This is a genomic window from Sheuella amnicola (genome assembly GCF_010499255.1).
Taxonomy (GTDB): Bacteria; Pseudomonadota; Gammaproteobacteria; order Burkholderiales; family Burkholderiaceae_B; genus Zwartia; species Zwartia amnicola.
In genome coordinates this window covers 138,140-161,579 of record NZ_JAAGRN010000006.1, presented here as the reverse complement: position 1 = coordinate 161,579, position 23,440 = coordinate 138,140, and the positions used below count along the sequence as shown (strand labels likewise).

Annotated in this window: 24 protein-coding genes; 14 read left to right on the top strand and 10 right to left on the bottom strand. The window is 52.8% G+C overall.

The features are described from left to right. Positions 1-10: 10 nt before the first annotated feature. From lapB to cysM, 5 genes are all read left to right on the top strand, one after another. Entirely contained in the window at positions 11-1,231 is a 1,221-nt protein-coding gene (lapB, locus tag G3I67_RS10535) for a lipopolysaccharide assembly protein LapB (RefSeq protein WP_163655081.1), read from the top strand. After that, positions 1,228-2,157 (top strand): D-glycero-beta-D-manno-heptose-7-phosphate kinase, encoded by a 930-nt coding sequence (gene rfaE1, locus G3I67_RS10530; protein ID WP_163655079.1) that lies wholly within the window; start codon positions 1,228-1,230, stop codon positions 2,155-2,157. The genes lapB and rfaE1 overlap by 4 nt, the downstream gene beginning before the upstream one ends. Next, on the top strand, positions 2,154-3,140 hold the full coding sequence (rfaD, locus tag G3I67_RS10525) for an ADP-glyceromanno-heptose 6-epimerase (protein ID WP_163655077.1): 987 nt from the start codon (positions 2,154-2,156) through the stop codon (positions 3,138-3,140). The genes rfaE1 and rfaD overlap by 4 nt, the downstream gene beginning before the upstream one ends. Positions 3,141-3,281: 141 nt before the next feature. Further along, positions 3,282-3,707, top strand: coding sequence for a ComEA family DNA-binding protein (locus tag G3I67_RS10520; protein WP_163655074.1), 426 nt, complete (start codon positions 3,282-3,284; stop codon positions 3,705-3,707). Between the two features lie 113 nt (positions 3,708-3,820). Next, the gene (gene cysM, locus G3I67_RS10515) at positions 3,821-4,732 is read left to right on the top strand and encodes a cysteine synthase CysM (protein ID WP_163655072.1); all 912 of its coding nucleotides are present in this window, start codon (positions 3,821-3,823) and stop codon (positions 4,730-4,732) included. Here cysM and mltB read toward each other — a convergent pair. Continuing rightward, positions 4,729-5,919, bottom strand: coding sequence for a lytic murein transglycosylase B (mltB, locus tag G3I67_RS10510; RefSeq protein ID WP_163655070.1), 1,191 nt, complete (start codon positions 5,917-5,919; stop codon positions 4,729-4,731). The two genes, cysM and mltB, sit on opposite strands and share 4 nt — an antisense overlap. A gap of 10 nt (positions 5,920-5,929) precedes the next feature. Here mltB and G3I67_RS10505 point away from each other — a divergent pair, with 10 nt between their 5' ends. The 5 genes from G3I67_RS10505 to G3I67_RS10485 all read left to right on the top strand — a co-directional run bounded on the left by G3I67_RS10505 (position 5,930) and on the right by G3I67_RS10485 (position 11,456). Then, a complete protein-coding gene (locus tag G3I67_RS10505) occupies positions 5,930-6,856 on the top strand; it encodes a histone deacetylase family protein (protein WP_163655068.1) in 927 nt (308 codons plus the stop codon). Between the two features lie 151 nt (positions 6,857-7,007). Continuing rightward, the gene (locus tag G3I67_RS10500) at positions 7,008-7,757 is read left to right on the top strand and encodes an electron transfer flavoprotein subunit beta/FixA family protein (protein ID WP_163655066.1); all 750 of its coding nucleotides are present in this window, start codon (positions 7,008-7,010) and stop codon (positions 7,755-7,757) included. Between the two features lie 2 nt (positions 7,758-7,759). Then, positions 7,760-8,686 (top strand): electron transfer flavoprotein subunit alpha/FixB family protein, encoded by a 927-nt coding sequence (locus G3I67_RS10495; protein WP_163655064.1) that lies wholly within the window; start codon positions 7,760-7,762, stop codon positions 8,684-8,686. 187 nt (positions 8,687-8,873) lie between these two features. Beyond that, positions 8,874-10,700 (top strand): acyl-CoA dehydrogenase, encoded by a 1,827-nt coding sequence (locus G3I67_RS10490; protein ID WP_163655062.1) that lies wholly within the window; start codon positions 8,874-8,876, stop codon positions 10,698-10,700. Positions 10,701-10,814: 114 nt separating this feature from the next. Continuing rightward, on the top strand, positions 10,815-11,456 hold the full coding sequence (locus G3I67_RS10485; protein WP_163655060.1) for a peroxiredoxin: 642 nt from the start codon (positions 10,815-10,817) through the stop codon (positions 11,454-11,456). A 47-nt stretch (positions 11,457-11,503) separates the two neighbouring features. Here the strand turns inward: G3I67_RS10485 and G3I67_RS10480 are convergent, their stop codons facing one another. Continuing rightward, positions 11,504-13,135 (bottom strand): thiamine pyrophosphate-dependent enzyme, encoded by a 1,632-nt coding sequence (locus G3I67_RS10480; RefSeq protein ID WP_163655058.1) that lies wholly within the window; start codon positions 13,133-13,135, stop codon positions 11,504-11,506. A gap of 270 nt (positions 13,136-13,405) precedes the next feature. On the opposite strand from G3I67_RS10480, the gene G3I67_RS10475 reads away from it, so the two are divergent. The 3 genes from G3I67_RS10475 (at position 13,406) to G3I67_RS10465 (ending at position 14,583) form a co-directional block, all read left to right on the top strand. Beyond that, positions 13,406-13,594 (top strand): hypothetical protein, encoded by a 189-nt coding sequence (locus tag G3I67_RS10475; protein WP_163655057.1) that lies wholly within the window; start codon positions 13,406-13,408, stop codon positions 13,592-13,594. 238 nt (positions 13,595-13,832) lie between these two features. Then, positions 13,833-14,213 carry a 50S ribosomal protein L19 gene (gene rplS, locus G3I67_RS10470; protein WP_163655055.1) on the top strand — a complete coding sequence of 127 codons (381 nt, stop codon included), beginning with the start codon at positions 13,833-13,835 and terminating at the stop codon, positions 14,211-14,213. 160 nt (positions 14,214-14,373) lie between these two features. Beyond that, the gene (locus G3I67_RS10465; RefSeq protein ID WP_163655052.1) at positions 14,374-14,583 is read left to right on the top strand and encodes a hypothetical protein; all 210 of its coding nucleotides are present in this window, start codon (positions 14,374-14,376) and stop codon (positions 14,581-14,583) included. Positions 14,584-14,640: 57 nt separating this feature from the next. Here the strand turns inward: G3I67_RS10465 and G3I67_RS10460 are convergent, their stop codons facing one another. From G3I67_RS10460 to G3I67_RS10435, 6 genes are all read right to left on the bottom strand, one after another. After that, positions 14,641-15,342 (bottom strand): ABC transporter ATP-binding protein, encoded by a 702-nt coding sequence (locus G3I67_RS10460; protein WP_163655050.1) that lies wholly within the window; start codon positions 15,340-15,342, stop codon positions 14,641-14,643. Next, a complete protein-coding gene (locus G3I67_RS10455) occupies positions 15,339-16,097 on the bottom strand; it encodes an ABC transporter ATP-binding protein (RefSeq protein WP_163655048.1) in 759 nt (252 codons plus the stop codon). Before G3I67_RS10455 ends, G3I67_RS10460 begins: the two co-directional genes overlap by 4 nt. After that, a complete protein-coding gene (locus G3I67_RS10450; protein ID WP_163655046.1) occupies positions 16,094-16,978 on the bottom strand; it encodes a branched-chain amino acid ABC transporter permease in 885 nt (294 codons plus the stop codon). The genes G3I67_RS10455 and G3I67_RS10450 overlap by 4 nt, the downstream gene beginning before the upstream one ends. A gap of 4 nt (positions 16,979-16,982) precedes the next feature. Beyond that, on the bottom strand, positions 16,983-17,852 hold the full coding sequence (locus tag G3I67_RS10445; protein WP_203583610.1) for a branched-chain amino acid ABC transporter permease: 870 nt from the start codon (positions 17,850-17,852) through the stop codon (positions 16,983-16,985). Between the two features lie 110 nt (positions 17,853-17,962). Beyond that, a complete protein-coding gene (locus G3I67_RS10440; RefSeq protein ID WP_163655044.1) occupies positions 17,963-19,189 on the bottom strand; it encodes an ABC transporter substrate-binding protein in 1,227 nt (408 codons plus the stop codon). Between the two features lie 17 nt (positions 19,190-19,206). Next, on the bottom strand, positions 19,207-20,430 hold the full coding sequence (locus tag G3I67_RS10435; protein WP_163655042.1) for a metal-dependent hydrolase family protein: 1,224 nt from the start codon (positions 20,428-20,430) through the stop codon (positions 19,207-19,209). Positions 20,431-20,534: 104 nt separating this feature from the next. Here G3I67_RS10435 and G3I67_RS10430 point away from each other — a divergent pair, with 104 nt between their 5' ends. Then, on the top strand, positions 20,535-21,266 hold the full coding sequence (locus G3I67_RS10430) for a CoA pyrophosphatase (protein WP_163655040.1): 732 nt from the start codon (positions 20,535-20,537) through the stop codon (positions 21,264-21,266). Here the strand turns inward: G3I67_RS10430 and rsgA are convergent. Then, positions 21,257-22,159: a ribosome small subunit-dependent GTPase A gene (gene rsgA, locus G3I67_RS10425; protein WP_163655038.1), complete on the bottom strand. Its 903-nt coding sequence runs from the start codon at positions 22,157-22,159 to the stop codon at positions 21,257-21,259. The two genes, G3I67_RS10430 and rsgA, sit on opposite strands and share 10 nt — an antisense overlap. Next, entirely contained in the window at positions 22,156-23,403 is a 1,248-nt protein-coding gene (locus G3I67_RS10420; protein WP_163655036.1) for a M48 family metallopeptidase, read from the bottom strand. Before G3I67_RS10420 ends, rsgA begins: the two co-directional genes overlap by 4 nt. Positions 23,404-23,440 lie beyond the last annotated feature (37 nt).

Sequence of the window (23,440 nt, the reverse complement as noted above, 5' to 3'; positions counted from 1 at the left end):
ATAGACGCACGTGGATTTTGAGTCCTGGTGGTTGATATTTTTGCCTTTGCTGTTCGGTCTGGGGTGGATTGCCGCCCGTTTTGACATTAAACAGATGCTTTCCGAAACGCGCAATTTGCCTGATTCGTACTTTCGGGGATTGAATTTTCTGCTCAATGAGCAACCCGATCGCGCGATCGACGCATTTGTCGAGGTCGCCAAGCTTGATCCCGAAACGACCGAGCTGCACTTCGCCCTCGGTAGTTTGTTCCGTCGTCGCGGAGAGATGGAGAGAGCGATACGCGTTCATTTAAGTTTGCTTTCACGCGCAGATTTACCGGTGGCTCAGCGTGAACATGCTCAGCATGAGTTGGCGCAGGACTATCTCAAAGCCGGTATGCTCGACCGTGCAGAAGAAACGTTTGCTTTACTAAAGGATACGAGCTTTGCCTTGCCTGCATTGCGTGCTTTGATTCGGATTTATGAGTCGGAGCATGATTGGCCGCGTGCCATTGAGGCAGTGGATAGTTTGCGCAAACTTATCGATGAGCCAGTGCCCCAGCTTGTGCATTATTACTGTGAGCTTGCCCAGTCGGCCATGTCGGCAAAGACTCCCGACATCGAGCGCGCCAAGCAGGCTTTGTCGGTTGCCAAGCGTGCGGCTAATGCTCAACAGGGCGTCCAAGCAGGTGCGTCTCATGTGCGGGTTGCGATGTTAAGTGCGATGATTGCAGCCTCCCAGCAGGATTTTGACGCTCAGCGCAAGCAACTCTTATCAGTGTTGACTGAGGCTCCCGAGTTTGTTGGCCTGGTTGCCAATGATTTGTTGAACAACTTTATACAGGCCGGACAATCCGAAGAAGGCCTTGAGATTTTGCTTGGACATTACGAGCAACACCCCTCGCTTGACTTGTTCAATGTGGTGTTTCGTGCCGCACGAACTCAGAGGGGAACGGCTTTTGCCTGGAGTTTTGCGCGTAGCGCATTGCAGTCTCATCCGTCTTTGCTGGGTTTGGATCGATTGCTGGAGGTTGAGCTTGCGCAAGCCGCAGAAGGTCAGGCTCAGGTTGAGCGCCCTTTAAGTGCGGATGACATGGGTTTGTTGCGTCGATTGATTCAAAAGCATACGCAGCGATTGGATCGCTATTCCTGCCGTGCTTGTGGATTTCAGGCGCGTCGTTTTTATTGGCAGTGTCCGGGTTGCAATGCCTGGGAAACATACAAGCCACGTCGATTAGAAGAACTTGAATGAGTACTTTTCCTAAAGAAGCCGTTTCCAAGGCCCGCGTATTGGTTGTGGGCGATGTCATGCTTGATCGTTATTGGTTTGGCGAGGTCGAGCGCATTTCGCCCGAAGCGCCTGTACCGGTCGTCCATGTGGCCAAGCGGGAAGATCGGCTCGGCGGAGCGGCAAACGTTGCGCGTAATGTGGTGTCACTTGGCGCGAAAGTCACTCTGGCCGGTGTCGTCGGTCAAGACGAGGCTGGCGCTAAGGTTCGCGAACTATTGACTCAAGCCGGCGTGCAAACGCATTTGGTTGCGGATCCCCATCATCCGACCACATTGAAAATGCGCGTGTTGGGTCGTCAGCAACAATTGTTGCGAATCGATTTTGAAGAAAAGCCCGATACGACTTTGATAGACAGAATGCGCGATGAAATCTCGCCACTTTTGGATCAACATGATGTTGTTGTGTTGTCCGATTACGCAAAGGGCGCTTTAGCCAAGGTTGAAGATTTGATTGAAATGGCTCGAGCCAAAAATCTCCCCGTTCTGGTTGATCCCAAAGGCAGTCATTATGGACGGTACCGTGGCGCGACACTCGTCACCCCCAATCGCAGCGAAATGCAGCAGGCAGTTGGTCAATGGCAAAGCGAGGACGATTTGCAATCGCGAGCGCAGAAGCTTCGCGATCAACTGAGTCTCGAAGCGTTGCTGGTGACAAGGTCCGAACAAGGCATGACATTGTTCACCGGCCATGGTCGAGACCATGTGGACGCACAGGCGCATGAAGTGTTTGATGTTTCCGGGGCGGGCGATACGGTGCTTGCGACTTTAGCGGTGATGCGCGCATGCGGTATGGATTGGCCGCAAGCGATGCGCTGGGCCAATCGCGCTGGGGGTATCGTAGTGGGTAAACTAGGAACATCCATCGTGACACAGGAGGAATTGGCATGATTATCGTGACCGGAGCAGCCGGCTTTATCGGCAGTAACATTGTTCGCGGTTTGAATCGTCGCGGCATCAACGATATTCTCGCCGTGGATGATCTGACTGATGGCGACAAATTCATTAATCTGGTGGGTGCGCAAATCGCCGATTACATGCATAAGGACGAGTTTCGCGCACGCGTGCTTGCGGGGTCGCTTAATTCAGTGCGGGCGGTGTTTCATCAAGGTGCCTGTTCGGATACGACTGAACGCAACGGACACTTCATGATGGATAACAACTATCGTGTGACGCTTGAGCTGTTCGAATTCTGTCAGTCTAAAAAGGTCCCTCTGATCTATGCCTCGTCTGCAGCGGTGTATGGCCCGGGCCCAGTCTATGTCGAAAATCTTGTTAACGAAAATCCATTGAATGTTTATGGCTATTCGAAGTTTTTATTCGACCAGGTTTTGCGCGCCCGCATGGGCTCGCTTACCGCCCAGGTAGTGGGACTGCGTTATTTCAATGTCTACGGACCCCATGAGCAACACAAGGGTCGGATGGCATCGGTTGCTTTTCATAACATGAATCAGTTTATCGCCGAAGGCCATGTCAGACTGTTTGGCGGTTGGGATGGTTATGCAGATGGCGGTCAGACGCGCGACTTCATTCACGTGGATGATGTAGTTGATGTCAACCTTCACTTTCTGGATCATCCCGGGACGTCGGGAATTTTCAATTGCGGAACGGGTCGAGCACAACCGTTCAATGATGTCGCGGCATCGGTTGTCAACACCATGCGCAGCTTGCGCGGTGAATCGACATTGTCCTTGCCCGAATTGGTGGCGCAGGGATTGCTGCGTTACATCCAGTTTCCGGATGATCTGAAAGGTCGCTATCAAAGTTACACGCAGGCTGACGTCACTCAGTTGCGTGCGGCGGGGTTCACCAATCGAATGCGTGATGTTCAAACGGGCGTGTCCGAATACGTCCGCGCACTGCATTCAAAATAGCCTGTTCAATCCACTCGTAAAGTTGCGAGTGGATCTTCCGTTGCGCCGTCCTGTGCACGCGACACCATAATCTTCAACATAGCGCTTACGATGACCCTTGCCATCCGGTGAGGGCCGAGTCGTCATCTTCGCAGGAGCGCTATGAATCCATTTCTTTACGATACCGTCGCCAAGCCCTTGTCCGAGTCCGGTTTGGCTTTATTGTCACATCGTGTCAAGTCACGTCGGGCTGGGGTGATTGCTTTAGTGGCCGCTGCCGGGATGAGTTCATTTTCGGCGCAAGCGCTTGATGTGAACGTCGCAACGCAGTCGGAATTGCAAACGATCAAAGGAGTGGGGCCTCGCACCGCCCAGATCATTGTGCAAGAGCGCCAGCGAGCCGGAAATTTCGAATCGCTGCAAGATCTGTCTGAGCGTGTTCGCGGCATTGGTCTTAAAAAACTCCAAGCGATGCAACAAGCCGGCCTTGCGGTGAATGTGAAGCCGGGTCAGCGAAATCGAGCCCCGCAAGTCAAGGGGACGCCAGCGTTGGAGCGAGTAGATCCGATTGTGACGGATGTGGATTGAACATGCTTCGCTGAGATTTCGTCTTTCGAAATTTAAATGAAATCCCTTGAATGTCTAGGGTTTAGTGACTGCTAACCGACAAATGCCGGCTCTTTTTAGTATGATCTTCAGTTATGGATACATATAAAACACTGCAGGATACAGTCGGAAACACGCCTCTTGTGCGCTTGCAGCGCCTGCCGGGCGCTGTTGGCGCGCCTCGCGGAAACGTCATTCTCGGAAAGCTCGAAGGCAATAATCCCGCAGGTTCGGTCAAGGATCGTCCTGCGCTTGCCATGATTCTGGGTGCCGAGTCCCGCGGCGAGATCAAGCCGGGTGACACGCTGATCGAAGCCACCAGCGGTAATACCGGGATTGCGTTGGCGATGGTAGCAGCGATTCGCGGCTATAAGATGATTCTGATCATGCCGGACAATTTATCGGTAGAGCGTCGCGCCTCGATGGCGGCCTATGGCGCAAAATTGATTTTGACCCCTGCAAGCCAAGGCGGCATGGAATATGCCCGAGACCTTGCGACCGCTATGCAGGCCCGCGGTGAAGGCAAGGTGCTGGATCAGTTCTCCAATCCGGATAATCCTCTGGCACATTTCAAGACAACGGGTCCTGAACTCTGGGATCAGACACAAGGGCGAATCACGCATTTTGTCAGCGCAATGGGGACTACGGGAACCATCACGGGTGTGTCACGCTATTTGAAGTCGCGCAATCCGGATATTCGAATCATCGGTGCACAACCGACTGAAGGCTCTCAAATCGCAGGGATCCGTAAGTGGCCCGAGGCTTATTTGCCGTCGATTTATGATCCGAGTCTAGTTGACCAAATCGAATTGATTGACCAGAAGGATGCCGAAAACATGGCTCGTAGGTTAGCCGCCGAAGAAGGAATATGCGCGGGAGTGTCTGCGGCCGGCGCATTGGTTGCCGCAATGCGTATTGCGCAGACGGTGAGCAATGCAACGATCGCCTTCATCGTATGCGATCGAGGTGATCGCTACCTCTCGACCGGACTGTTTGACGAACGTTAATTCCGCTTGGAAAGTGCCGCTGCGAGATCGGCGACCGATGCTGCATAAAAGTAGCTGCGGTTGTATTGCGTGATCGTGAAGAAGTTAGGCGTGGCGACTCTGAATTCAGTTGTGCCTGCGGCCTCTTCAGGCAGATCGATCACACCTAGCCCCATGTACATCCATGAGGGTGGTTTGTCTGCAGAACGGGACTTGGGCTGGGATCCGGAGTCGATCACGCTTGATCCGGCAGCTTTTAGCTGCGTCCAGTCCAGAGTTGGCTTCAAGCCACCATCGACCAGTTTGCCGGGATTCGACGGTAATTTGACAGGAGCAAACACCGGAATGCCCGGTTGCCAGCCATGCTCGACCAGAAAATTTGCAACGGACAGAATTGCATCATCAAAGTTGTTATTCAGGTCGACATTGTTGCGGCCTTGTGCGCTGACGGCAAATAACTTGATGCTCGTTGGCATGAATTGCGGAATACCGACAGCACCTGCAAAAGATCCTTTCAATGTGCGCGCGTCGACCTTGCCTTTCTGGTCCAGCTCGATCAGATCGGCCAGTTGATTGCGAAACATTTCGATTCGATCCGGGCGATTCGGGTCGGGATAATCAAAGGCCAGCGTTGTCAGGGCATCCAGTACCCGGAAGTTTCCCTGGTTTCGTCCAAATCCCGTTTCGACGCCGATAATGGCGGCAATGATTTCTTTGGGCACGCCATATCGGGCGGATGCGCGATTCAGCTCAGCCTCGTACTCTTGCATGAATTGTTTACCTTGAGAAATCCGCACAGGTTCGACAACCCGTCCACGATAGGTTTGCCAACTGCGCAGGGGACGCTTTTGTCCCGGGGCGGGCGGTGCGAGCAGTCTATAGACAGTCGGGTTGTAGCGGGCTTCAGCCAACAGTTTTTGTACCTCGGCCTCGTTCAGTTTGCGCGAAACTGCCAAATCATGACCGAACTGTTCGATTGCTTCGCGCTTGGGTGCGAGACCTTGTCCGGTCGATTTAGAATCTGTCGAAACGGTGTTTTTAGCGTTGCTGCCCGCATCCTTTGATTTGGATTGATTCGTGGCCGGTGGTGTTGATGTTGAGCCGGATGCGCCGGTCGCGCTTCCGGACGCAGAATCGGATGTGGTTGAGCAAGCCGCGAGCATTGAGCTTGCAAGAATGATTTGTACAAAACGCCAACGGAGTGACATAATTTTTCCTATGCAGACACTCTATATTACCCACCCGACGTGCCGATTGCACGAAATGGGAAATTGGCATCCCGAGTCGCCGGATCGTCTGGATGCCATTTCGGATCAGATGCTGTCTAGCGGCATTGCCCAGTTCGTGCACGAATTGAATCATTTCAAGCCTGCATCCCGTGAGGCGTTGACTCGCGTGCATACAGAGGCATATCTGGATAGCCTCGAGAATGATTCTCCGGTATCCGGTATGCATGAGATCGATCCAGACACCTTGATGAACTCGCATACGTTGGAGGCAGCCAAGCATGCGGCGGGTGCAGTGATTGCCGGAGTGGATGCGGTGATGCAACAGGAAGCGAAAACCGTGTTTTGCAGTGTGAGGCCTCCGGGACATCACGCAATGCCGGATCATGCAATGGGGTTTTGTTTTTTGAACAACATTGGAATCGCTGCGGCGCACGCGATGACTGTTTATGGAATCAAACGATTGGCGATTATTGACTTCGATGTCCATCATGGCAACGGAACCGAAGCGATGTTTGCCGACAATCCGGGTGTATTGATGTGCAGTTTTTTTCAGCACCCGTTGTTTCCCAATACCGGTGCGCAATCGCGCTCCGATAATATGGTCAACGTGCCGGTCCCCTCGTATACGGATGGAGAGGCCATCCGTGACCTGGTGCGCAACCGGTGGATCCCCAAACTTGAGGCGCATCGACCCGAGTTGATTCTGATTTCGGCTGGGTTCGATGCCCATCGCGAAGACGATATTGCTCAACTCAGACTGGTTGAGTCGGATTACGCCTGGATTACCGAGCAGCTGGTGCAAATCGCCGACAAATATGCGGGCGGTCGTGTCGTGAGCACTCTCGAAGGCGGTTACAACCTCTCCGCATTAGGCAGGAGTGTTGTGGCCCACATCAGGGCACTATCGCAACTTTAGTGATGAATTCCCTGAATTTAGGGATTTTTGATGTCAATTAGCCTCTGAGCGAACGAAATTTTCTCGGAGAGGTAGAATGGCGTATTGAAGATTTTTTGATATGGGTCGATTCCTCAGGGGTCGAGCTTTTTTTATATTTGGAGATCGCTGGATGAAGGTGCTTGTGCCTGTTAAGCGCGTCGTTGATTACAACGTGAAAGTGCGCGTCAAGTCGGATCAGTCGGGTGTGGATATCGCAAACGTCAAGATGTCGATGAACCCGTTTGATGAAATCGCTGTGGAAGAGGCTACCCGTCTCAAAGAGAAGGGTTCGGCCACGGAAGTGATTGCAGTATCTTGCGGCGTAGCCCAATGCCAGGAAACCTTGCGTACGGCGATGGCCATTGGTGCCGATCGCGGTATTCTGGTTCAGACCGATGTCGATCTTCAGCCGCTTGCCGTTGCCAAGTTACTGAAGGTTTTGGCCGAGAAAGAGCAGCCCCAGTTGATCATTTTGGGCAAGCAGGCGATCGATGACGATGCCAACCAGACCGGTCAGATGTTGGCTGCCTTGCTGGGCTGGTCGCAAGCGACATTCGCAAGCAAGGTCGAACTGGGCGATGGCGTCGCGCGCGTGACGCGTGAAGTCGATGGCGGCCTGGAAACCCTTGAACTCAAACTGCCTGCGATCATCACTACGGATTTGCGCCTGAACGAGCCGCGCTATGTGACGTTGCCCAACATCATGAAAGCCAAGAAAAAACCGCTCGATACGGTATCGCCTGCTGATTTAGGTGTGGACGTCACCCCGCGCCTGAAGACGCTGAAGGTTGCCGAGCCTGCAGCACGCTCGGCCGGTGTGAAGGTGCCTGATGTCGCGGCATTGGTCGATAAACTCAAGAACGAAGCGAAGGTGGTCTAACCATGTCAGTACTTGTCATTGCAGAACACGATAACGCCCAGCTCAAGGGCGCAACCCGTAACGTTGTGGCAGCCGCTGCACGTATCGGTGGTGATATCCATGTGCTGGTTGCAGGAGCGAACGCTCGTGCAGCCGCGGACGAGGCCGCTAAAATTGCCGGTGTGTCGAAAGTATTGCTTGCCGACTCTCCAGTCCTTGCTGACGGTCTGGCCGAAAACGTTGCGGACCAGGTCCTCGCGCTGGCCGGTGGTTACAGCCATATTTTGTTTGCGGCAACTGCCTCGGGTAAAAACGTATCTCCACGTGTAGCCGCACGCCTGGATGTTGCACAAATCTCTGAAATCGTTGCCGTCGACGCGCCCGATACGTTCCAGCGTCCGATTTATGCAGGCAACGCTATCGCCACGGTCCAGTCGACAGATCCCGTCAAGGTGATTACTGTCCGTACGACTGGTTTTGACGCTGCTGCCGATGGCGGTAGCGCTGCAGTCGAGGCTGTGACTGCGGTTGCCGGCGCCGGCTTGTCGACCTTTGTGGGTCGCGAAGTCGCCAAGAGTGATCGTCCCGAGTTGGCAGGCGCACGCGTAGTCGTGTCTGGTGGCCGTGGAATGGGTAGTGCCGAGAATTTCAAAATTCTGGATCCTTTGGCTGACAAGCTGGGTGCAGCGTTGGGTGCATCGCGTGCGGCTGTTGATGCAGGCTATGCGCCCAATGACTGGCAGGTCGGCCAGACCGGCAAGATCGTTGCTCCCCAGTTGTATGTGGCAATCGGTATTTCCGGCGCTATTCAGCATTTGGCCGGCATGAAGGACTCTAAAGTCATCGTTGCAGTTAACAAGGACGCAGAGGCACCGATTTTCGGTGTGGCCGATTATGGTCTCGTGGCAGATTTGTTCACGACTGTACCCGAGCTCGTATCCGCGCTTTAAATCCCTGATGAGAGCGTAACGCGCTCACCGGGTATGGCAAACCCCCTGATTTTGGATCTTGACGTCCAGTATCAGGGGGTTTGTATTTTGTCATCCGGATGTCAGTGTTTTGTATGTTGCAGGTAGTACGATTAAGCGATTGAATCCTCCGAATCGATATTCAGATTAACCATTCAAATTTAAAACCATGACCTATCGCGCCCCTGTACCCGATTTCAGATTTGTTTTCGAACATATTGCAGGTATGCCTGATTTGCTGAAGCTGCCTGCATTTTCCTCTATTGAGTCGGATCTGATAGACGCAGTGCTGGAAGAAAACGCACGATTCACCTCTGAAGTCGTTGCGCCAACTAACCGGATTTCAGATCTCAATTCGCCCAAGTATGACAATGGCACTGTTCAGATGCCCGAAGAGATTCATAAAGCCTTCGGACATTTCGTCGAGGGTGGCTGGCAAGGCCTGCGTCATCCGGAGAAATGGGGTGGTCAGGGATTGCCCCGATTACTAGCAACCGCTACAACCGAAAATCTGTACGCAGCGAACGTGGCCTTCTCACTTTGTCCCATGCTGACTGATGGTGTGATTGAGGCTTTGCTTTTGTCCGGTTCTGATCAGGTTAAGCAGCGCTATATCGAGCAACTGGTTTCGGGACAATGGACCGGGACAATGAATCTGACTGAATCTCAGGCGGGTTCCGATCTGTCCATGGTCAAAGCGCGGGCCGTGCCGCAACTCGATGGCACCTACCGTGTTTTTGGACAGAAAATTTTTATTACGTTTGGCGAGCATGATCTGGCGGAAAACATCGTTCATCTGGTGCTGGCGCGTACGGCGGGTGCCCCTGAAGGCGTTAAAGGCTTGTCTCTATTTGTCGTGCCCAAGTTTTTGGTGAATGAAGACGGTTCTCTCGGGGCCCGAAACGACGTGTTTTGCGCTTCACTCGAACATAAGCTTGGCATACATGGCAGTCCGACTGCGGTGCTGCTGTTTGGTGATGACAAGGGCGAGGTCGGGGCGGGGGCGATCGGCACCCTGGTTGGCGAGGAGAACCGCGGGCTGGAGTATATGTTCATCATGATGAACGCCGCGCGCTTTGCCGTAGGAGTGCAGGGCATCGGCGTCAGTGAAGCCGCTACGCAAAAGGCGCTGGCTTACGCGCGCGATCGTATACAGAGCCGTGCGGTCGAGGGGTCCTCGGGCCCGGTTGCGATTGCTCAGCATCCCGATGTTCAGCGCATGCTCTTGACCATGCGATCCTTGACTGAAGCGACGCGTTCAATTGCCTGTGTAGCCGCGCAGGTGGGCGATCTGGCTGAAGACCACCCAGATGCGCACGTTCGTAAAAGCAATCAAGCGCTTTACGAATACCTCGTTCCAATTGTGAAAGGTTTCTCGACCGAATGCTCGCTTGAAGTGTCCTCACTGGGCGTGCAAGTGCACGGCGGCATGGGCTTTATAGAAGAAACAGGTGCTGCCCAGTTTTATCGCGATGCTCGAATTTTGACGATCTATGAAGGCACAACGGCGATTCAGGCCAATGATTTGATTGGACGCAAAACGGTGCGTGATGGCGGTGCGGTTGCAGGTTTCCTGGCCGACTCGATTCAGGAGACGATTGACCAGTTGTCCACTGCCATGGCGACTGCGAATCAGGAGCATCAAGCGGCCATCGATTTGATCAAGACTCAGTTGTCGCTGGCTTTGGGCTCGTATCGTACCGCTGTGCGTTATGTTCTCGAGAATACCAAATCCGATACGCGCGCGGTCTTTGCGGGCAGTGTGCCTAATTTGATGCTGACCGGTTATGTTTTGGGCGGCTGGCATATGGCACGAGCCGCCTTGGTCTGTGTTGATCCTGCAAACGTATCAGACGGATTCATGCAGAATAAGCTCGCAACGGCTGTTTTTTATGCCGGCCATATTTTGCCCAGAGTGCAGGCGCAACTTGCCGCAATGCAGGCTGGTGCCATGGTGATGCAGTTTGCGACACATTCCGACCTGGTGGCGGGTTGAGTAATTGGCCCAAAATCGAAAAATAAGCATATGATTAAAGAGTCTTAAAGCAAAATGATTTTGCCTTGAATACATGACAAAATCGGATATACCGATTCTTAGCTGGAGATAACCATGGCAACACTTCGTTTGGGCGATACCGCCCCTGATTTTGAACAGGATTCTTCCGTTGGCCGCATTCGTTTTCATGAATGGCTAGGGGATAGCTGGGGTGTACTGTTTTCGCATCCTGCCGATTTCACCCCTGTATGCACGACCGAGTTGGGGATGACCGCCAAGTTGTCCAATGAGTTTGCGCAACGTAACGTCAAGGTTATTGCCTTGTCCGTCGATAGCGCAGCTTCGCATAACAAGTGGATCCCCGATATCAACGAAACCCAGCATACGGAAGTTCATTTTCCGATTCTGGCTGATGAGGACCGTAAAGTTTCCACGCTTTACGACATGATTCACCCCAATGCCAATGCAACATTGACGGTTCGCTCGGTGTTCATCATCGACCCTTCCAAAAAGGTTCGCCTGACATTGACCTATCCTGCCAGTACCGGTCGCAATTTCAACGAAATCCTGCGTGTGATCGATTCTCTGCAATTGACCGACCATTATTCAGTCGCCACACCAGTCAATTGGGAAGACGGCGACGATGTCATCATCGTCCCATCTCTTAAAGACGAGGCGATCATCAGCAAGAAGTTTCCGAAAGGCTACAAGGAAATTCGCCCATACTTGCGCATCACGCCTCAGCCTAATAACTGATTCGGTTTGGACATCGGACTTGCGGCCAAGCAAGTCCGACTGTCTGATCAAGGCAGTATGGCGTCCAGGCTCGAATTCACTTCGATCAGTACAGGCTTGTCGCTTGCCAGAGCTGACCGAATGATCTGATCGATGTGATCTTTATTTGTGATGCGTACGGACTCCATTCCGAAGCTGCGTGCCATGTCGTGAAAATCCGGATTGAACAAGCTTGTGCCGCTGACGCGACCCGGATAGCCTCTTTCCTGATGTAACCGGATCGATCCATAAGAACCATTGTTCGAAACAATGAAAACAATCGGTAACTGTCGTTCGACGGCGAGAATCATTTCGTTGCCAGTCATCAGAAAGCCGCCATCCCCGACCATGCAAACCGTTTTTCGTGAAGGCTCGCGCATTGCGCAAGCCAGTGCGGCAGGCGTGCCGTAACCCATGGCGCCCGCAAGCGGTGCCATCAGGCGCTGACCGGTTTTGAAACCGAAGTGACGATAAACTGGTGCGGCGAAAGTGCCCGCATCCAGGCAAATCGTCGTCCCGCTTGACGCAAGGTTCGCCACCGAACGAACCACCTCGGTAAAGTTGACGCCTTTTTTAGGTTCTTTGTTTGGCCAGGCTGCCCAGGTTTGCGCATGCTGGCGCAGTGTGGCGATCCATTGCGCTCTCGCGTTCGACAGTGCGGGCGCCGCAGTTACGGTCAGTGCTTCAACCAGCTCGACAGGGTCGCAAACCAGAGGGTAATCGGCTACGGTATCGAAATTGACGATGCGCGAATCCGGATAACAATGCAAAAATGGTTGCGTGGTTTGGGCGTATTGTGGAAACGAATAGTTTTGCGTCGTGATGTCACCCAGTCGTGTTCCTAAAGCAATGATGAAATCGCTTTCGGCGAGCGTCTTCATTTGCGCGCCTGGATTCGACAGCCCCAGATCGCCTACGAAAAGTGGGTCTTGGTTGTCGTAAATATCATGGCGACGGAAGGAAACAAGAACGGGTAAGTTCCAGTGATGCGCAAAGGCCTTAAGCGCTTCACGGCCACCAGGACGGTCGAACATCCCACCGGCGATGACTACCGGTTTGTTTGCGCGGGCCAGGCGCAGCGTAATGTCGGCCATGACAGATGCATTAGGCAGGCCACAGACCTGGGGATGATTCTTGAAAGCGGGTTTTTCGACGGTTTGCTGTTGAATGTCTTCGGGAATCACAAGCACGACCGGTCCCGGGGTGCCTGAAGTTGCCATGCGGATGGCTTTAAATGCGGCCTCACCCAGTTCATCAGGGGTCCGACATTCGAAAACCCACTTTGCGATCGAGCCGAACATTTTTTGGTAATCGATTTCCTGAAACGCTTCGCGTCGCAGATCGCGAGCGGCAATCTGACCGACGATCAAAATCATGGGTACCGCGTCTTGCTGGGCGGTATGAACAGCAATCGCCGCATTTGAAGCACCCGGTCCGCGACTGACCAGGGCAACGCCCGGACGGCGCGTCAGACGCCCATCCGCAACAGCCATATAGCCTGCGCCCCCTTCATGGCGGCAGGTCACCACATCGATTTGCGGAAAGTCCACGACTGCATCGAGCAGTCCCAGATAACTTTCCCCCGGAACTAGAAACACCCTGTCCATGCCGTGATCGGCGAAAACCTGAAAAAGAGCATGGCTGGAAGTGTAGTTTTTCATTGAACGCTGCCTCTGAGATCGTTATTTTTTGAAGGCTAAAAATAGCACGTTCGCGAGGTCGATGCCCCTGTGGGCGTAGCAATATGGTCTTAAAAAACAACAAAACAGAGACTGTGCTTGCAAACAGTACTGTATCCATGTACAGTACTGTTTATGGATACAGTTCATCCAAAAAGTTTTGTCGGTTTAGGGTCCGACTAACCACCTCCTTCCCTTCGGGGAGAGGTGGGTCTAACAAAAGCACGATAAATGAACAAAGGGAGCCACACCATGCAACGCGAACTTCGTCACACCTACTCATTGTCCTTTGCAAATATGTCTGAAAACAAGCATTTTGCCGAAACTGGCAACACCACCGGGTCAAACGGTTGCAGCCTATGCAATGATGTCCTGGTGATCGCTTTCTGGGGTGCCATGGTTCCGGCCGTACTGTGGCTGGGTGCCGCTGCAGGTTTCTGATGAAGTTTTAAGCCGCAGGCTTGAGATTTACATCTATGATTCGGATTGCCCTCTAACTACAAAAATGTAGTAGAATCATGGGCTAACGTTTTCATCCTCTGCCCGGTGGTACCTTCTGAATTGGTCAGTCGTGTGCAAAAAAATTAACCCGGATGGTCAAACATTGTTGATGACGATTTTGTTGTCATAGCGAAGTTAAAGCCGATCCGAACCGAGAGCAAGATGATTTGGAGTTGTTATGAACCTGATTGCCATTCTTGAGCAAGAAGAAATCGCCCGTCTGACCGGCGGCAAGCCTGTTGTTGAATTCGCACCTGGCGATACGGTCGTTGTCAGCGTTAACGTTGTCGAAGGCACACGTAAGCGCGCCCAAGCTTTTGAAGGCGTTGTGATTGCTCGCCGCAATCGTGGTCTGAACTCGGCTTTTACAGTTCGCAAGATTTCTTCAGGCGAAGCTGTTGAGCGTACGTTCCAACTGTACTCGCCACAGATCGCTTCGATTGAAGTCAAGCGTCGTGGTGATGTGCGTCGTGCCAAGCTTTACTATCTGCGTAATCGTTCAGGTAAGTCTGCACGTATTAAAGAAAAACTCGTTCGCAAGAACGTTGCTGCCGCTTAATTCACTTAACGTGGCTGGCAAAAATGCACCCGAAAGGGTGCATTTTTTTTGACTCTTTTACTTACAATTTCAAAGATTATTTTAGTGGTTTTATGCTTGTTTGGTATTGTTTACCTTGAGATAATTTCTGCGTTTTTAATATTTGATTAGGCAGGAACTTATGGAAGCAAGAGTCACCGCACTCGAAAATTTTGCTATCGAAACGCGTGACCAGTTAACCCGGATAGAGACACGGTTGGACACCTTTGCCACCAAGGAGGATCTTCATCGCGAGTTGCATGCCTTGAGCATGAGACTGATAGGCTTTGGAGTAGGCGCTGGATCAGCTCTTGTCGGTATTGTTTACTGGATTGCACGCAACATTCACTGATCAATTCGCTTAACACTAGCCATCAATACAGTGTTTGTCCACGAGCTGGACACGGTGCTAGTGGTTACCCAAATACAACTGCGTCATCTTGCTATCGGATAACAAGGCCTGAGCCTGACCCGATAGCACGCAACGTCCCTGATCCAGAATATATCCCTGATCACTGATCTCAAGCGCTTGACGGGCACGTTGCTCTACCATTAATACCGCTACACCCGACTTGGGCAAATCTGCAACCAGTTCAAAGACTTTTTCAACCAATAGCGGCGCCAGGGCCGCAGTGGGTTCGTCAAGTACCATCAATTTTGGGGATGGCATGAGCGCGCGTGCAAAAGCGAGCTGTTGGCGCTCACCACCCGATAGATTTCCTGCGCGTTGCGACAGTTTTTCGGTCAATGCGGGAAACGCTTCAAGCACATTCTGCATTCGCATGTGAATATTTTTAACACCACGGACAACTTGCAGGTTTTCCCGCACCGTTAATGATCCGAAGACGTTGGCGACCTGGGGAACATAGGCTAGGCCTGCATAAAAGCGGTCTTCCGCCGCAAGTTTTGAGAGATCACGACCATCCAGCGAAATCGCACCATTGACTCTAGGCAACAATCCTAGCAATGCCTTCACAAGCGTCGATTTTCCGGCGCCGTTTGTACCTGCGATCGTGACGATTTCTCCGGAATTTACTTCAAGGTTGATGCCGTGAATGATGTCTACATCGCTGTATCCGCCACGAATACCGGAAAGTTTAAGCAGACTCATGCGACGCCTCCCATGTACGCTTCTTGTACGCGCGGATCATCCAGAACGGATTGAGGATCTCCCTCAGCTAGAACAATGCCGCGATCCATCACGATCAATCGTTTGGTGAGTGATTTAAGAGCTTGCAAATGGTGTTCTATGACGATGAACGCAATCCCTTGCGCATTCAATGTTTGAACATGCTCACAGATTTCTTCGATCAACACAGGATTGACGCCGGCAAAGGGTTCATCCAACAAAATGCATTGTGGATCAAGCATGAGCACGCGTCCAAGCTCAAGAAGTTTCTTTTGGCCGCCGGATAAATTATGCGCCTGTGTATCGCGCACTTTTGCCAGGTTCAGAAAAGACAGAATGTGATCAGCCTTTTCGATAAGCTCCCGCTCTTTGCGGCGTCGGGAAAAAGTATTGACCAGAGCGGCAAGCATTTGTTCGCCCTCTGGGTTGGGGGCGGCCGCCAGTAAATTTTCCAGCACAGTCAGGGACTTGAATTCACGCGGCACTTGAAATGTACGAACGAGTCCACGCTTGGCCCGGATGTAGGGCGCATCGTGAGTGATGTCCGAGTCATTGAACACGATTTTGCCCGTGCTAGCTTGTTGCTGACCCGCGATTGCAGCAAAAAGAGTACTTTTACCTGCACCATTTGTTCCGGCGATTCCCAGGATTTCACCTGGATGCAATGTTAGGCTGACTGAGTCGACAGCAGTAAATCCACCATATCGACAGCTGACGTTTTCAACTGCAAGCATCATGTCGAAGTACTCCGGTTAAACACGCCGTTGGGGCGATAAAGCGTAACCAGAATCAGTGCGAGGCCCACAACGGCCAAACGTACGCTGGCCATCTGCACTTCGGATACGCCCGGAATCCAGTCCTTCATGAAACGCGAACCTTCGAGGAAAATCATCAATAGCACCGCACCGCCAAGTGCGCCGCGAACGGTTCCCGATCCTCCCATGATCAACCCCATCCAGACATAAAAGGTCACGAGGGGAATAAATTGCTCGGGACTGATGAAGGTGATGAAGTGTGCGTAAAAGGCACCCGCCAAGCCGGCTAACGCCGCACCCACCATAAAGATTTGAACTTTGAAGCGAGTCGGATTTTTTCCCAATGCCATCAGCGCGGGCTCGTCATCGCCGATCGCCCTCAATAACCGCCCGAGCGGACTGCGGGTGAGACGCACCGTCCCCCAGGCAACGAGCGCGGTGATGATGATCAGGACAAAAAATAGAAGGGTATCCGATGTGGCCGGACCAAATGATGCAAAGAGTTTGGGGATGCCGGGCAATCCTTGCACACCCTTGGTTAGCCATTCTTCCTGCTGAATTGTGATGCGAACCGCCTCGGAGAATCCCAGCGTCACGATGGCGAGATAGTCCTCACGCAGTCGAAGTGACAGCAGGCCAAGGGGTAGGGCGCAACAGCCTGCCAATAAGGTCGCCGCCACGAAACCAAAGACGATCGGAACACCGTTTAATGACATCAGGGCGGATGTATAAGCGCCGATCGCAAAAAAAGCGACAATTCCGAAGTTGACTAACTTGGTCAGGCCGAATTGCAAGTTCAAACCGAGCGCGAGTAGCGCATAGATCAAAGCAACAATGCCGATGGCAATAAGATAAGCGGTCATGTGTCTACCTGATCAGATCTTTGCGGCCCATCAGGCCGGAGGGGCGCACAAGCAGCACGAGCGCGAGCACGGCAAATGAGAGCACCAGCTTATATGAAGGGCCGAGAAGGGGAACGGAGAGCTCTTGAGCGATCGACATAAGCAATGCACCGATGACTGCTCCCACTGGACTGCCGATTCCACCTAGAACCATCGCAGCGAAGGCAGGTATAAGATGATCCCAACCCAGTTCCGGCATGACAACGGCTTTCATTCCGAGCAATACGCCACCAATGGCACTTAATGCGCCAACAAGTAGCCAGAGACCAATCATGAGTGCGCGTGCGCGAATTCCGCTTGCGCGCGCCAGATCGGGATTGTCCGACACGGCTCGCAGCTGTCTGCCAAAACTCGTGCGGTAAAGCAGAACAAAAACGACGAATAGACAGCCAAGCGCGGTCAGTGCGAGCCACAGATCGGTCGGCAGTATGCGAATGCCGTCGAAATTCCATGCGCGCACTAGCGGCAAATTGAATGTGCGCTGATCGTGTCCTGCAAAAAAAGATAGTACGCTGCGCATCAGAAAGCCAAGGCCGATTGCGGCAAGCAGCGAAGCGATCATGGGCTGGCGTGCCAGCTTCTTGAATATCAACTCATATGATGCCGCGGAAAGAATTGCAGTCAAAATCATCCCGGAGATTGTTGCGAGGACCAGAGACTGCAATCCCATCAGTTGTGACGCAATCGCAAGATAGGCACCGGTCGTCATGAAATCACCGGTCGCTGCATTGGGAAACCGGTTTACGCCCATGACCAGAGTCATTGCAAGAGCGGGAAGGGCGACGACCAACCCCTCGGTGATCCCATTGATCAGAAGATTAATAATTTGAATCAAAATGAACAGGCGTTGGTTAAATGATCTCGATAAATCTCGCTTGTCTTAAAAACACCGCGCCGGTGGGAAACCGGCGCAGGGTTTAATAAGAACTACAACAGAATAATGATTTAGACACCCGGAGGAATCGAAACCACATCACGGCGGACAAGTTGTCCTTTTTCGATGACATATACGCCGAAGTCCGGGGTGACATCGCCGTACTTGTCGAAATCCAGTTTGCTTGAAGCACCTTCGTAATTGATCTTTTGTTTCTTGGCTAGAAGCGCTTTGCCTTCGGCAAATGTGAAGACCGGCGTGCCTGCAGGGTTACCGACTTCGCGTATCTTCGCATTGACTTGGGCCACGGTGGCGCCCGGACCTGCGGCCTCAATTGCCAAAGCCAGCACCACAACCATGTCATAGGTCATGGCGGCGTAAACGTTGGTTGAGCCATCCTTTCCAGTGGCCTTTTTGTACATGGCATCGAAATGCTCATAGGACTTGCTCTTTTCATTCGAGATACTGTCGACCGAAATGATGCCTTCCGTGACTTCCGGACCAAGCGCCTTGACCAGATCGGGGCTGGCTGCCCATCCGGGCATCACCCACTTGACCGGTACGCCGGACTGGAACCATTCTCTCAGGATGATGGTGGTATCCGGCAAGTATGAGCCTGTCACGATGACGTCGGGCTTGGCATCCAGGATTTTCTGCAGTTCGCTACGGTAACTGGGGCGATTGGGTTCGTATGTGACGTGCGCCACTACTTTGCCGCCAGCCGCTTCCCATGCTTTGGTAAAGCCCTGGGTGTTGCCCAGACCGGAGGCGTTGTTGAAAGCCATGGTGGCAGGGCGTTTCCAGCCGTTCTTTTTGCAGATTTCAGCAAAAGCCTGGCCAAAGCGGTCATTGGTTGCCTGATAGCGCCAAACCAGATCCTTGGTGTCCTGAGTCGAAATGGCGGGAGCACCCGAGGTATTCATTTCGATGATACCGGCCGCATCGGTCAGTGGCATGACGGCAAGTGTCACGCCTGAGGCCCATGTGCCGAGCAAGGCTTGTACCTTGTTGACTTCGATCAGCTTTTTGGCAGCCAGAACAGCTGCATCCGGTTTGGTCTGACTATCTTCTGAGAACAACTCAAGCTTGACGCCGCCAGCCCCGCCAGCCGCGTTGACTTCGTCAACCGCCATGCGGATCGCTTGCTGCATGCCGGGGCCGTATGGGCTACCCGCACCGGTCACCGGGCACAATGAACCCACGCGAAACACGCCGCTTTGCTGAGCGAGCACAAAGCCCGGCAACATTTGCAACGCGGCTGTGGCTGCGGACAGTTTAAATAGATTTCTGCGGTTCATTGCATGGTTCTCCAGGGTTAGTTTTTATAGGTTTTGCCATCTTTGATGATGGTGCGAATGTGTTCACCTTGTCCGAGCAGGCACGAGATGTCGGTTAAAGGATTGCCATCGACCAATAAAACGTCGGCGATCGCGCCAGCCTTGATGATGCCGAGCTTGTCGGTCATGCCAATGATTTCTGCGCCGACAAGGGTGGCTTGCTGCAGTGTCATCCCGTTACCCAGGATATCGGCACGCAGCTTGAGTTCTTCGGATTGATGGCGATGCAGCGCGCCCAGTAGATCTGTGCCCAGGCCCATTTTGACTCCAGCCTTGGCCAGAATCTCGAGGGCTTTTTTACCATCTCCGCGAACAGCTTCGATTTTGGCGACAGACTCGGCCGGAAATCCGAGGCCCGCACCCTCATTGGCAAGCGCTTCGTAGGTGATCAGGGTCGGTACCATGAAAGCATTGTGTTCTTTCATGATCTGAGCGGTTGTCGCATCCACCAAGTTGCCATGCTCGATAGTGCGAACACCACATTGGACCGCACGGCTGATTGCGCGTGGCGTATAGGCATGCGCCATGACGTAGGTGCCTGCGTTGCCGGCTTCTTCGACAGCTGCACGGATTTCCTTTTCGGAAAAACCGAGAAAATGAATAGGGTCGTTAGGCGATGCTACGCCACCCGAAGCCATGATTTTGATCTGCGTGGCGCCCTTCATGATTTCTTCGCGAATTGCCAGGCGCACATCATCTTCGCCATCGACCACCCGGCCGATATTGCCGACTTTCAGGGAGCAAGCACAAGGTTCGATCAGGTCGTTACGCTGGCGAAAGTCTCCATGGCCACCTGTTTGGGATAAGGCATGTCCGGCAGGAAAGATGCGCGGACCATCGATCACATCGGTACGAATCGCTTCGGCCAGACTGAAGTCCGCGCCACCGGCATCGCGAACCGTCGTGAATCCGCGCATCAGAATGCCCGACAGAATAGGGACTGCGCGAAGCGTGGCCAAAGCATTGGGCAAGATCGCGTTTTGTCCCAGGTTGAGTTGGGAGGCAACCACATGAGTGTGGCAGTCGATCATCCCGGGCATCACGGTTAGCCCTTTGGCCTGGATTGTTTCGGCACCTGCGGGAGCCGACAGGTTCGGGCCCACTCGGGAGATCAGTCCATTTTCGATCAGAACGTCAGCTGCAGTAAAGGTAAGCGAATCAACGTCCAGGACGTTTCCACCTTGAATCAGTATGGAGGTCATTTTGTCTTTAGTTGTATTTAGTGATCTTAAATTGATGATGATTATTCCACAATGTGGCGAAGTTTCGGTTAAAAAGGAGGCTGTCTGATGTAAATCATTACCATATGTCCGCCAGTTCTCCTCCTGAAACACGTACCCGACGCCCCCCCGTTAAAGCGGCATTCGATCCTTTTATCCAACCGATCATCAGTACAACGCATGCGTTTGAGGCTGTGCCTGAGTCGATTCTTCAGCCGGCCTGGTTGCGGCAGGTTCTGACTTCCGACATCAAAGGCAGAGTTGATATTCCGGACGAGTCGGTTAGGCGATATCCCGGCCGCGAGGGCACGCCTGTCGAGGCTGCCGTGCTGGTTCCCTTTGTCATGCGGCCTCAAGGTGTGACGGTGTTATTGACCCAACGCACTGCTCACTTGAATGACCATGCAGGGCAGATCAGTTTTCCCGGTGGACGGATCGAAGCCTCCGACGCTGATGCCGTCGCTGCCGCAATTCGCGAAACAGAAGAAGAAACGGGATTGATGCATCAATACATCGAAGTGCTGGGCACATTGCCGCGCTACCTTACCGCCACGGGTTTTGCAATCAATCCGATTACGGCACTGGTCAAGCCGGATTTTGAATTGAATCCGGACTCCTTTGAAGTTGCCGAAGTCTTCGAAGTGCCGCTGAGCTTTCTGACAAACCCCGTGCACTATCGCCTGCATCGGGCAACGCTTGCGGATGGCTCGACCAGACAATATTACTCCGCGCCCTGGAATCAGTACTTCATATGGGGGGCGACGGCAGCCATGCTGTTAGGCTTGAGTCAGGTGCTGTCGGAGTCGGCTCAGCTGTAGGAATCGTGCGCAGCTTTTGCCTGGATTAGCCTGACATATAAAGCATGCCTGGCTGCGTCGATTTCATGGCGCTCAAGCGCGGCGAGTATTCCGCAGCTTGGTTCATGCTGGTGGGTGCAGTTGTAAAAACGACATTTCGCAACGTGATCCCGAAACTCGGGAAATCCGCGCTCTATTTCTTCACGCGTCAGATGCAGCAGACCGAAAGCCTGAAATCCGGGCGAGTCGATCAGGTCGCCACCTTCATTCGGTAAATGATAAAGCCGTGTACTGGTTGTGGTGTGTTTGCCGGCACCCAATGCAACGGAGTGTTCTTGTGTTGCAGCTAATGCCAGCGGCACCAGCGTATTGAGCAGGGTAGACTTGCCCATCGCGCTTTGTCCGAGCAGCAGGGACGTTTTATCTTTCAATAACGGCAGGATGCGCTCTTGCACCTGCTTTTTATCGTGGGCGCAAATATCGATGATGCGCACGCCCAGATTGCGAAAAGGGGCTAGCTTTTCGCGAGCCGCTTCCAACCCCGAAGCAATATCGACTTTGTTCAAAAGGATGATCGGTGTAATGTCGGCCGACCAAGCACCGGTCAGTGCCCGTCCCAATAAATCCTCAGAAAACGCAGGCTCCACTGCCACGACAAATAACAATTGATCTACGTTAGCCGCAAATTGCTTGCTTCGGTTCTCGTCCGATCTGTAGAGCAGGTTTTTACGCGGCAGGATTTTTTCAAGCGCGCCTTCATCCTGTCCTTGCCGTGAGATCTCGACACGATCGCCTACGGCGGCATCGTTTTTTTTGCCGCGCGGAAAGCATTTGATCAGCTCTCCCGTAGGCAACTCGACCGTGTAATGTCGTCCATGTGCCGCAATGACGCGTCCCTGGGCGAGTTGGCTCATACTGCCCGCTTTAAGTGACGGATACGAATCGATGCGGGCGGATGGCTATCGTAAAACGCGGAATGAACAGGATCGGGAGTGAGTGTGGATGCGTTGTCGTTATAAAGCTTGACCAACGCGGAAACCAGATCATCTGCCGAACTTTGTTTAGCTGCAAACCTGTCTGCTTCGAATTCGTCTTTACGCGACATCCAGCTGAAGAACGGCGTGAGCGCAAAGGTAAATACAGGCATCACCATGAAAAACAGCAATAATGCCATCGCATCGTTGCGCGAACCCAGTCTGGGTTCGACGCCCAGATCAGTGTAAAACCAGACCTGTTGAGCCAGCCAGCCCAGAATCGCGAAAAAGATCAGCGAACCGGTGAAACTCATGATCAACCGCTTGGTGACGTGGTGGTGTTTGAAATGACCGAGCTCATGCGCGAGCACGGCGATGATTTCGTCTTTGGTCAGTCGCGAAAGCAAAGTATCGAAAAAGACAATGCGGCGATTGCGTCCGAACCCTGTAAAGTAGGCATTGCCGTGAGCAGAGCGCTTCGATCCATCCATCACGAGCAGGCCCGACAAAGTGAAGTCGCAGCGATTGGCAAGAGCCTGAATGCTTTGGGCTAAATCTTCATCTTCAAGCGGCTTGAATTTGTTGAATAGTGGTGAAATCCATGTGGGGTAGATGTATTGAATCAGAAGGGAAAAAAGCGACAGCAATCCCCAGGCCCACAGCCACCAATAGGCACCCGCTTCGGCCATCAGCCAGAGAACGGCGGCCATCAGAGGTAACCCGAGCAGAGCGCCCAGAATCAGGCCTTTGATCGTATCCATGACAAATAGCCCGGGTGTCATCCGGTTGAAGCCGAATTTAGCTTCCAGCACGAATTGTCTGTAAATCGAAAAAGGCATGCCAAGAATGCCTAGCACCAGCACTACGGATACGATTAGCAGCATTTGGCGCAACAAGTCGTTGGAGGTCAAGCTGCCGACCCAGGTGTCTAACAGTTGCAGCCCCCCCATCAATGTCAGGCCCGCAAGAACGGCCGCATCGAAAATGGTTTCGAATACTGCCAGCCTGACTTTTGCGATGGTGTAGTTGGCTGCGCGCTGATGACTGGCCAATCCGATTTTTTCCTCGAACTCCACGGGCACCTGGGTTCGGTTCCAAAAAACATGATTGGTCTGACGATAAGCCAGCCAGAGGCGAACCATGAGTGAGGACAACAAAAAGACGACAAAAAGAATGGTGAGCATAGACCCTGTGTCGGCTTGTCAGCCGCATATGAGAAAA

Bases quoted from the DNA above. Each gene is read 5' to 3' on its own strand.
- rfaE1 (WP_163655079.1), top strand. From the start codon at position 1,228: ATGAGTACTTTTCCTAAAGAAGCCGTTTCCAAGGCCCGCGTATTGGTT.
- rfaD (WP_163655077.1), top strand. From the start codon at position 2,154: ATGATTATCGTGACCGGAGCAGCCGGCTTTATCGGCAGTAACATTGTT.
- G3I67_RS10520 (WP_163655074.1), top strand. From the start codon at position 3,282: ATGAATCCATTTCTTTACGATACCGTCGCCAAGCCCTTGTCCGAGTCC.
- cysM (WP_163655072.1), top strand. From the start codon at position 3,821: ATGGATACATATAAAACACTGCAGGATACAGTCGGAAACACGCCTCTT.
- mltB (WP_163655070.1), bottom strand. From the start codon at position 5,919: ATGTCACTCCGTTGGCGTTTTGTACAAATCATTCTTGCAAGCTCAATG.
- G3I67_RS10505 (WP_163655068.1), top strand. From the start codon at position 5,930: ATGCAGACACTCTATATTACCCACCCGACGTGCCGATTGCACGAAATG.
- G3I67_RS10500 (WP_163655066.1), top strand. From the start codon at position 7,008: ATGAAGGTGCTTGTGCCTGTTAAGCGCGTCGTTGATTACAACGTGAAA.
- G3I67_RS10495 (WP_163655064.1), top strand. From the start codon at position 7,760: ATGTCAGTACTTGTCATTGCAGAACACGATAACGCCCAGCTCAAGGGC.
- G3I67_RS10490 (WP_163655062.1), top strand. From the start codon at position 8,874: ATGACCTATCGCGCCCCTGTACCCGATTTCAGATTTGTTTTCGAACAT.
- G3I67_RS10485 (WP_163655060.1), top strand. From the start codon at position 10,815: ATGGCAACACTTCGTTTGGGCGATACCGCCCCTGATTTTGAACAGGAT.
- G3I67_RS10480 (WP_163655058.1), bottom strand. From the start codon at position 13,135: ATGAAAAACTACACTTCCAGCCATGCTCTTTTTCAGGTTTTCGCCGAT.
- G3I67_RS10475 (WP_163655057.1), top strand. From the start codon at position 13,406: ATGCAACGCGAACTTCGTCACACCTACTCATTGTCCTTTGCAAATATG.
- rplS (WP_163655055.1), top strand. From the start codon at position 13,833: ATGAACCTGATTGCCATTCTTGAGCAAGAAGAAATCGCCCGTCTGACC.
- G3I67_RS10465 (WP_163655052.1), top strand. From the start codon at position 14,374: ATGGAAGCAAGAGTCACCGCACTCGAAAATTTTGCTATCGAAACGCGT.
- G3I67_RS10460 (WP_163655050.1), bottom strand. From the start codon at position 15,342: ATGAGTCTGCTTAAACTTTCCGGTATTCGTGGCGGATACAGCGATGTA.
- G3I67_RS10455 (WP_163655048.1), bottom strand. From the start codon at position 16,097: ATGATGCTTGCAGTTGAAAACGTCAGCTGTCGATATGGTGGATTTACT.
- G3I67_RS10450 (WP_163655046.1), bottom strand. From the start codon at position 16,978: ATGACCGCTTATCTTATTGCCATCGGCATTGTTGCTTTGATCTATGCG.
- G3I67_RS10440 (WP_163655044.1), bottom strand. From the start codon at position 19,189: ATGAACCGCAGAAATCTATTTAAACTGTCCGCAGCCACAGCCGCGTTG.
- G3I67_RS10435 (WP_163655042.1), bottom strand. From the start codon at position 20,430: ATGACCTCCATACTGATTCAAGGTGGAAACGTCCTGGACGTTGATTCG.
- G3I67_RS10430 (WP_163655040.1), top strand. From the start codon at position 20,535: ATGTCCGCCAGTTCTCCTCCTGAAACACGTACCCGACGCCCCCCCGTT.
- rsgA (WP_163655038.1), bottom strand. From the start codon at position 22,159: ATGAGCCAACTCGCCCAGGGACGCGTCATTGCGGCACATGGACGACAT.
- G3I67_RS10420 (WP_163655036.1), bottom strand. From the start codon at position 23,403: ATGCTCACCATTCTTTTTGTCGTCTTTTTGTTGTCCTCACTCATGGTT.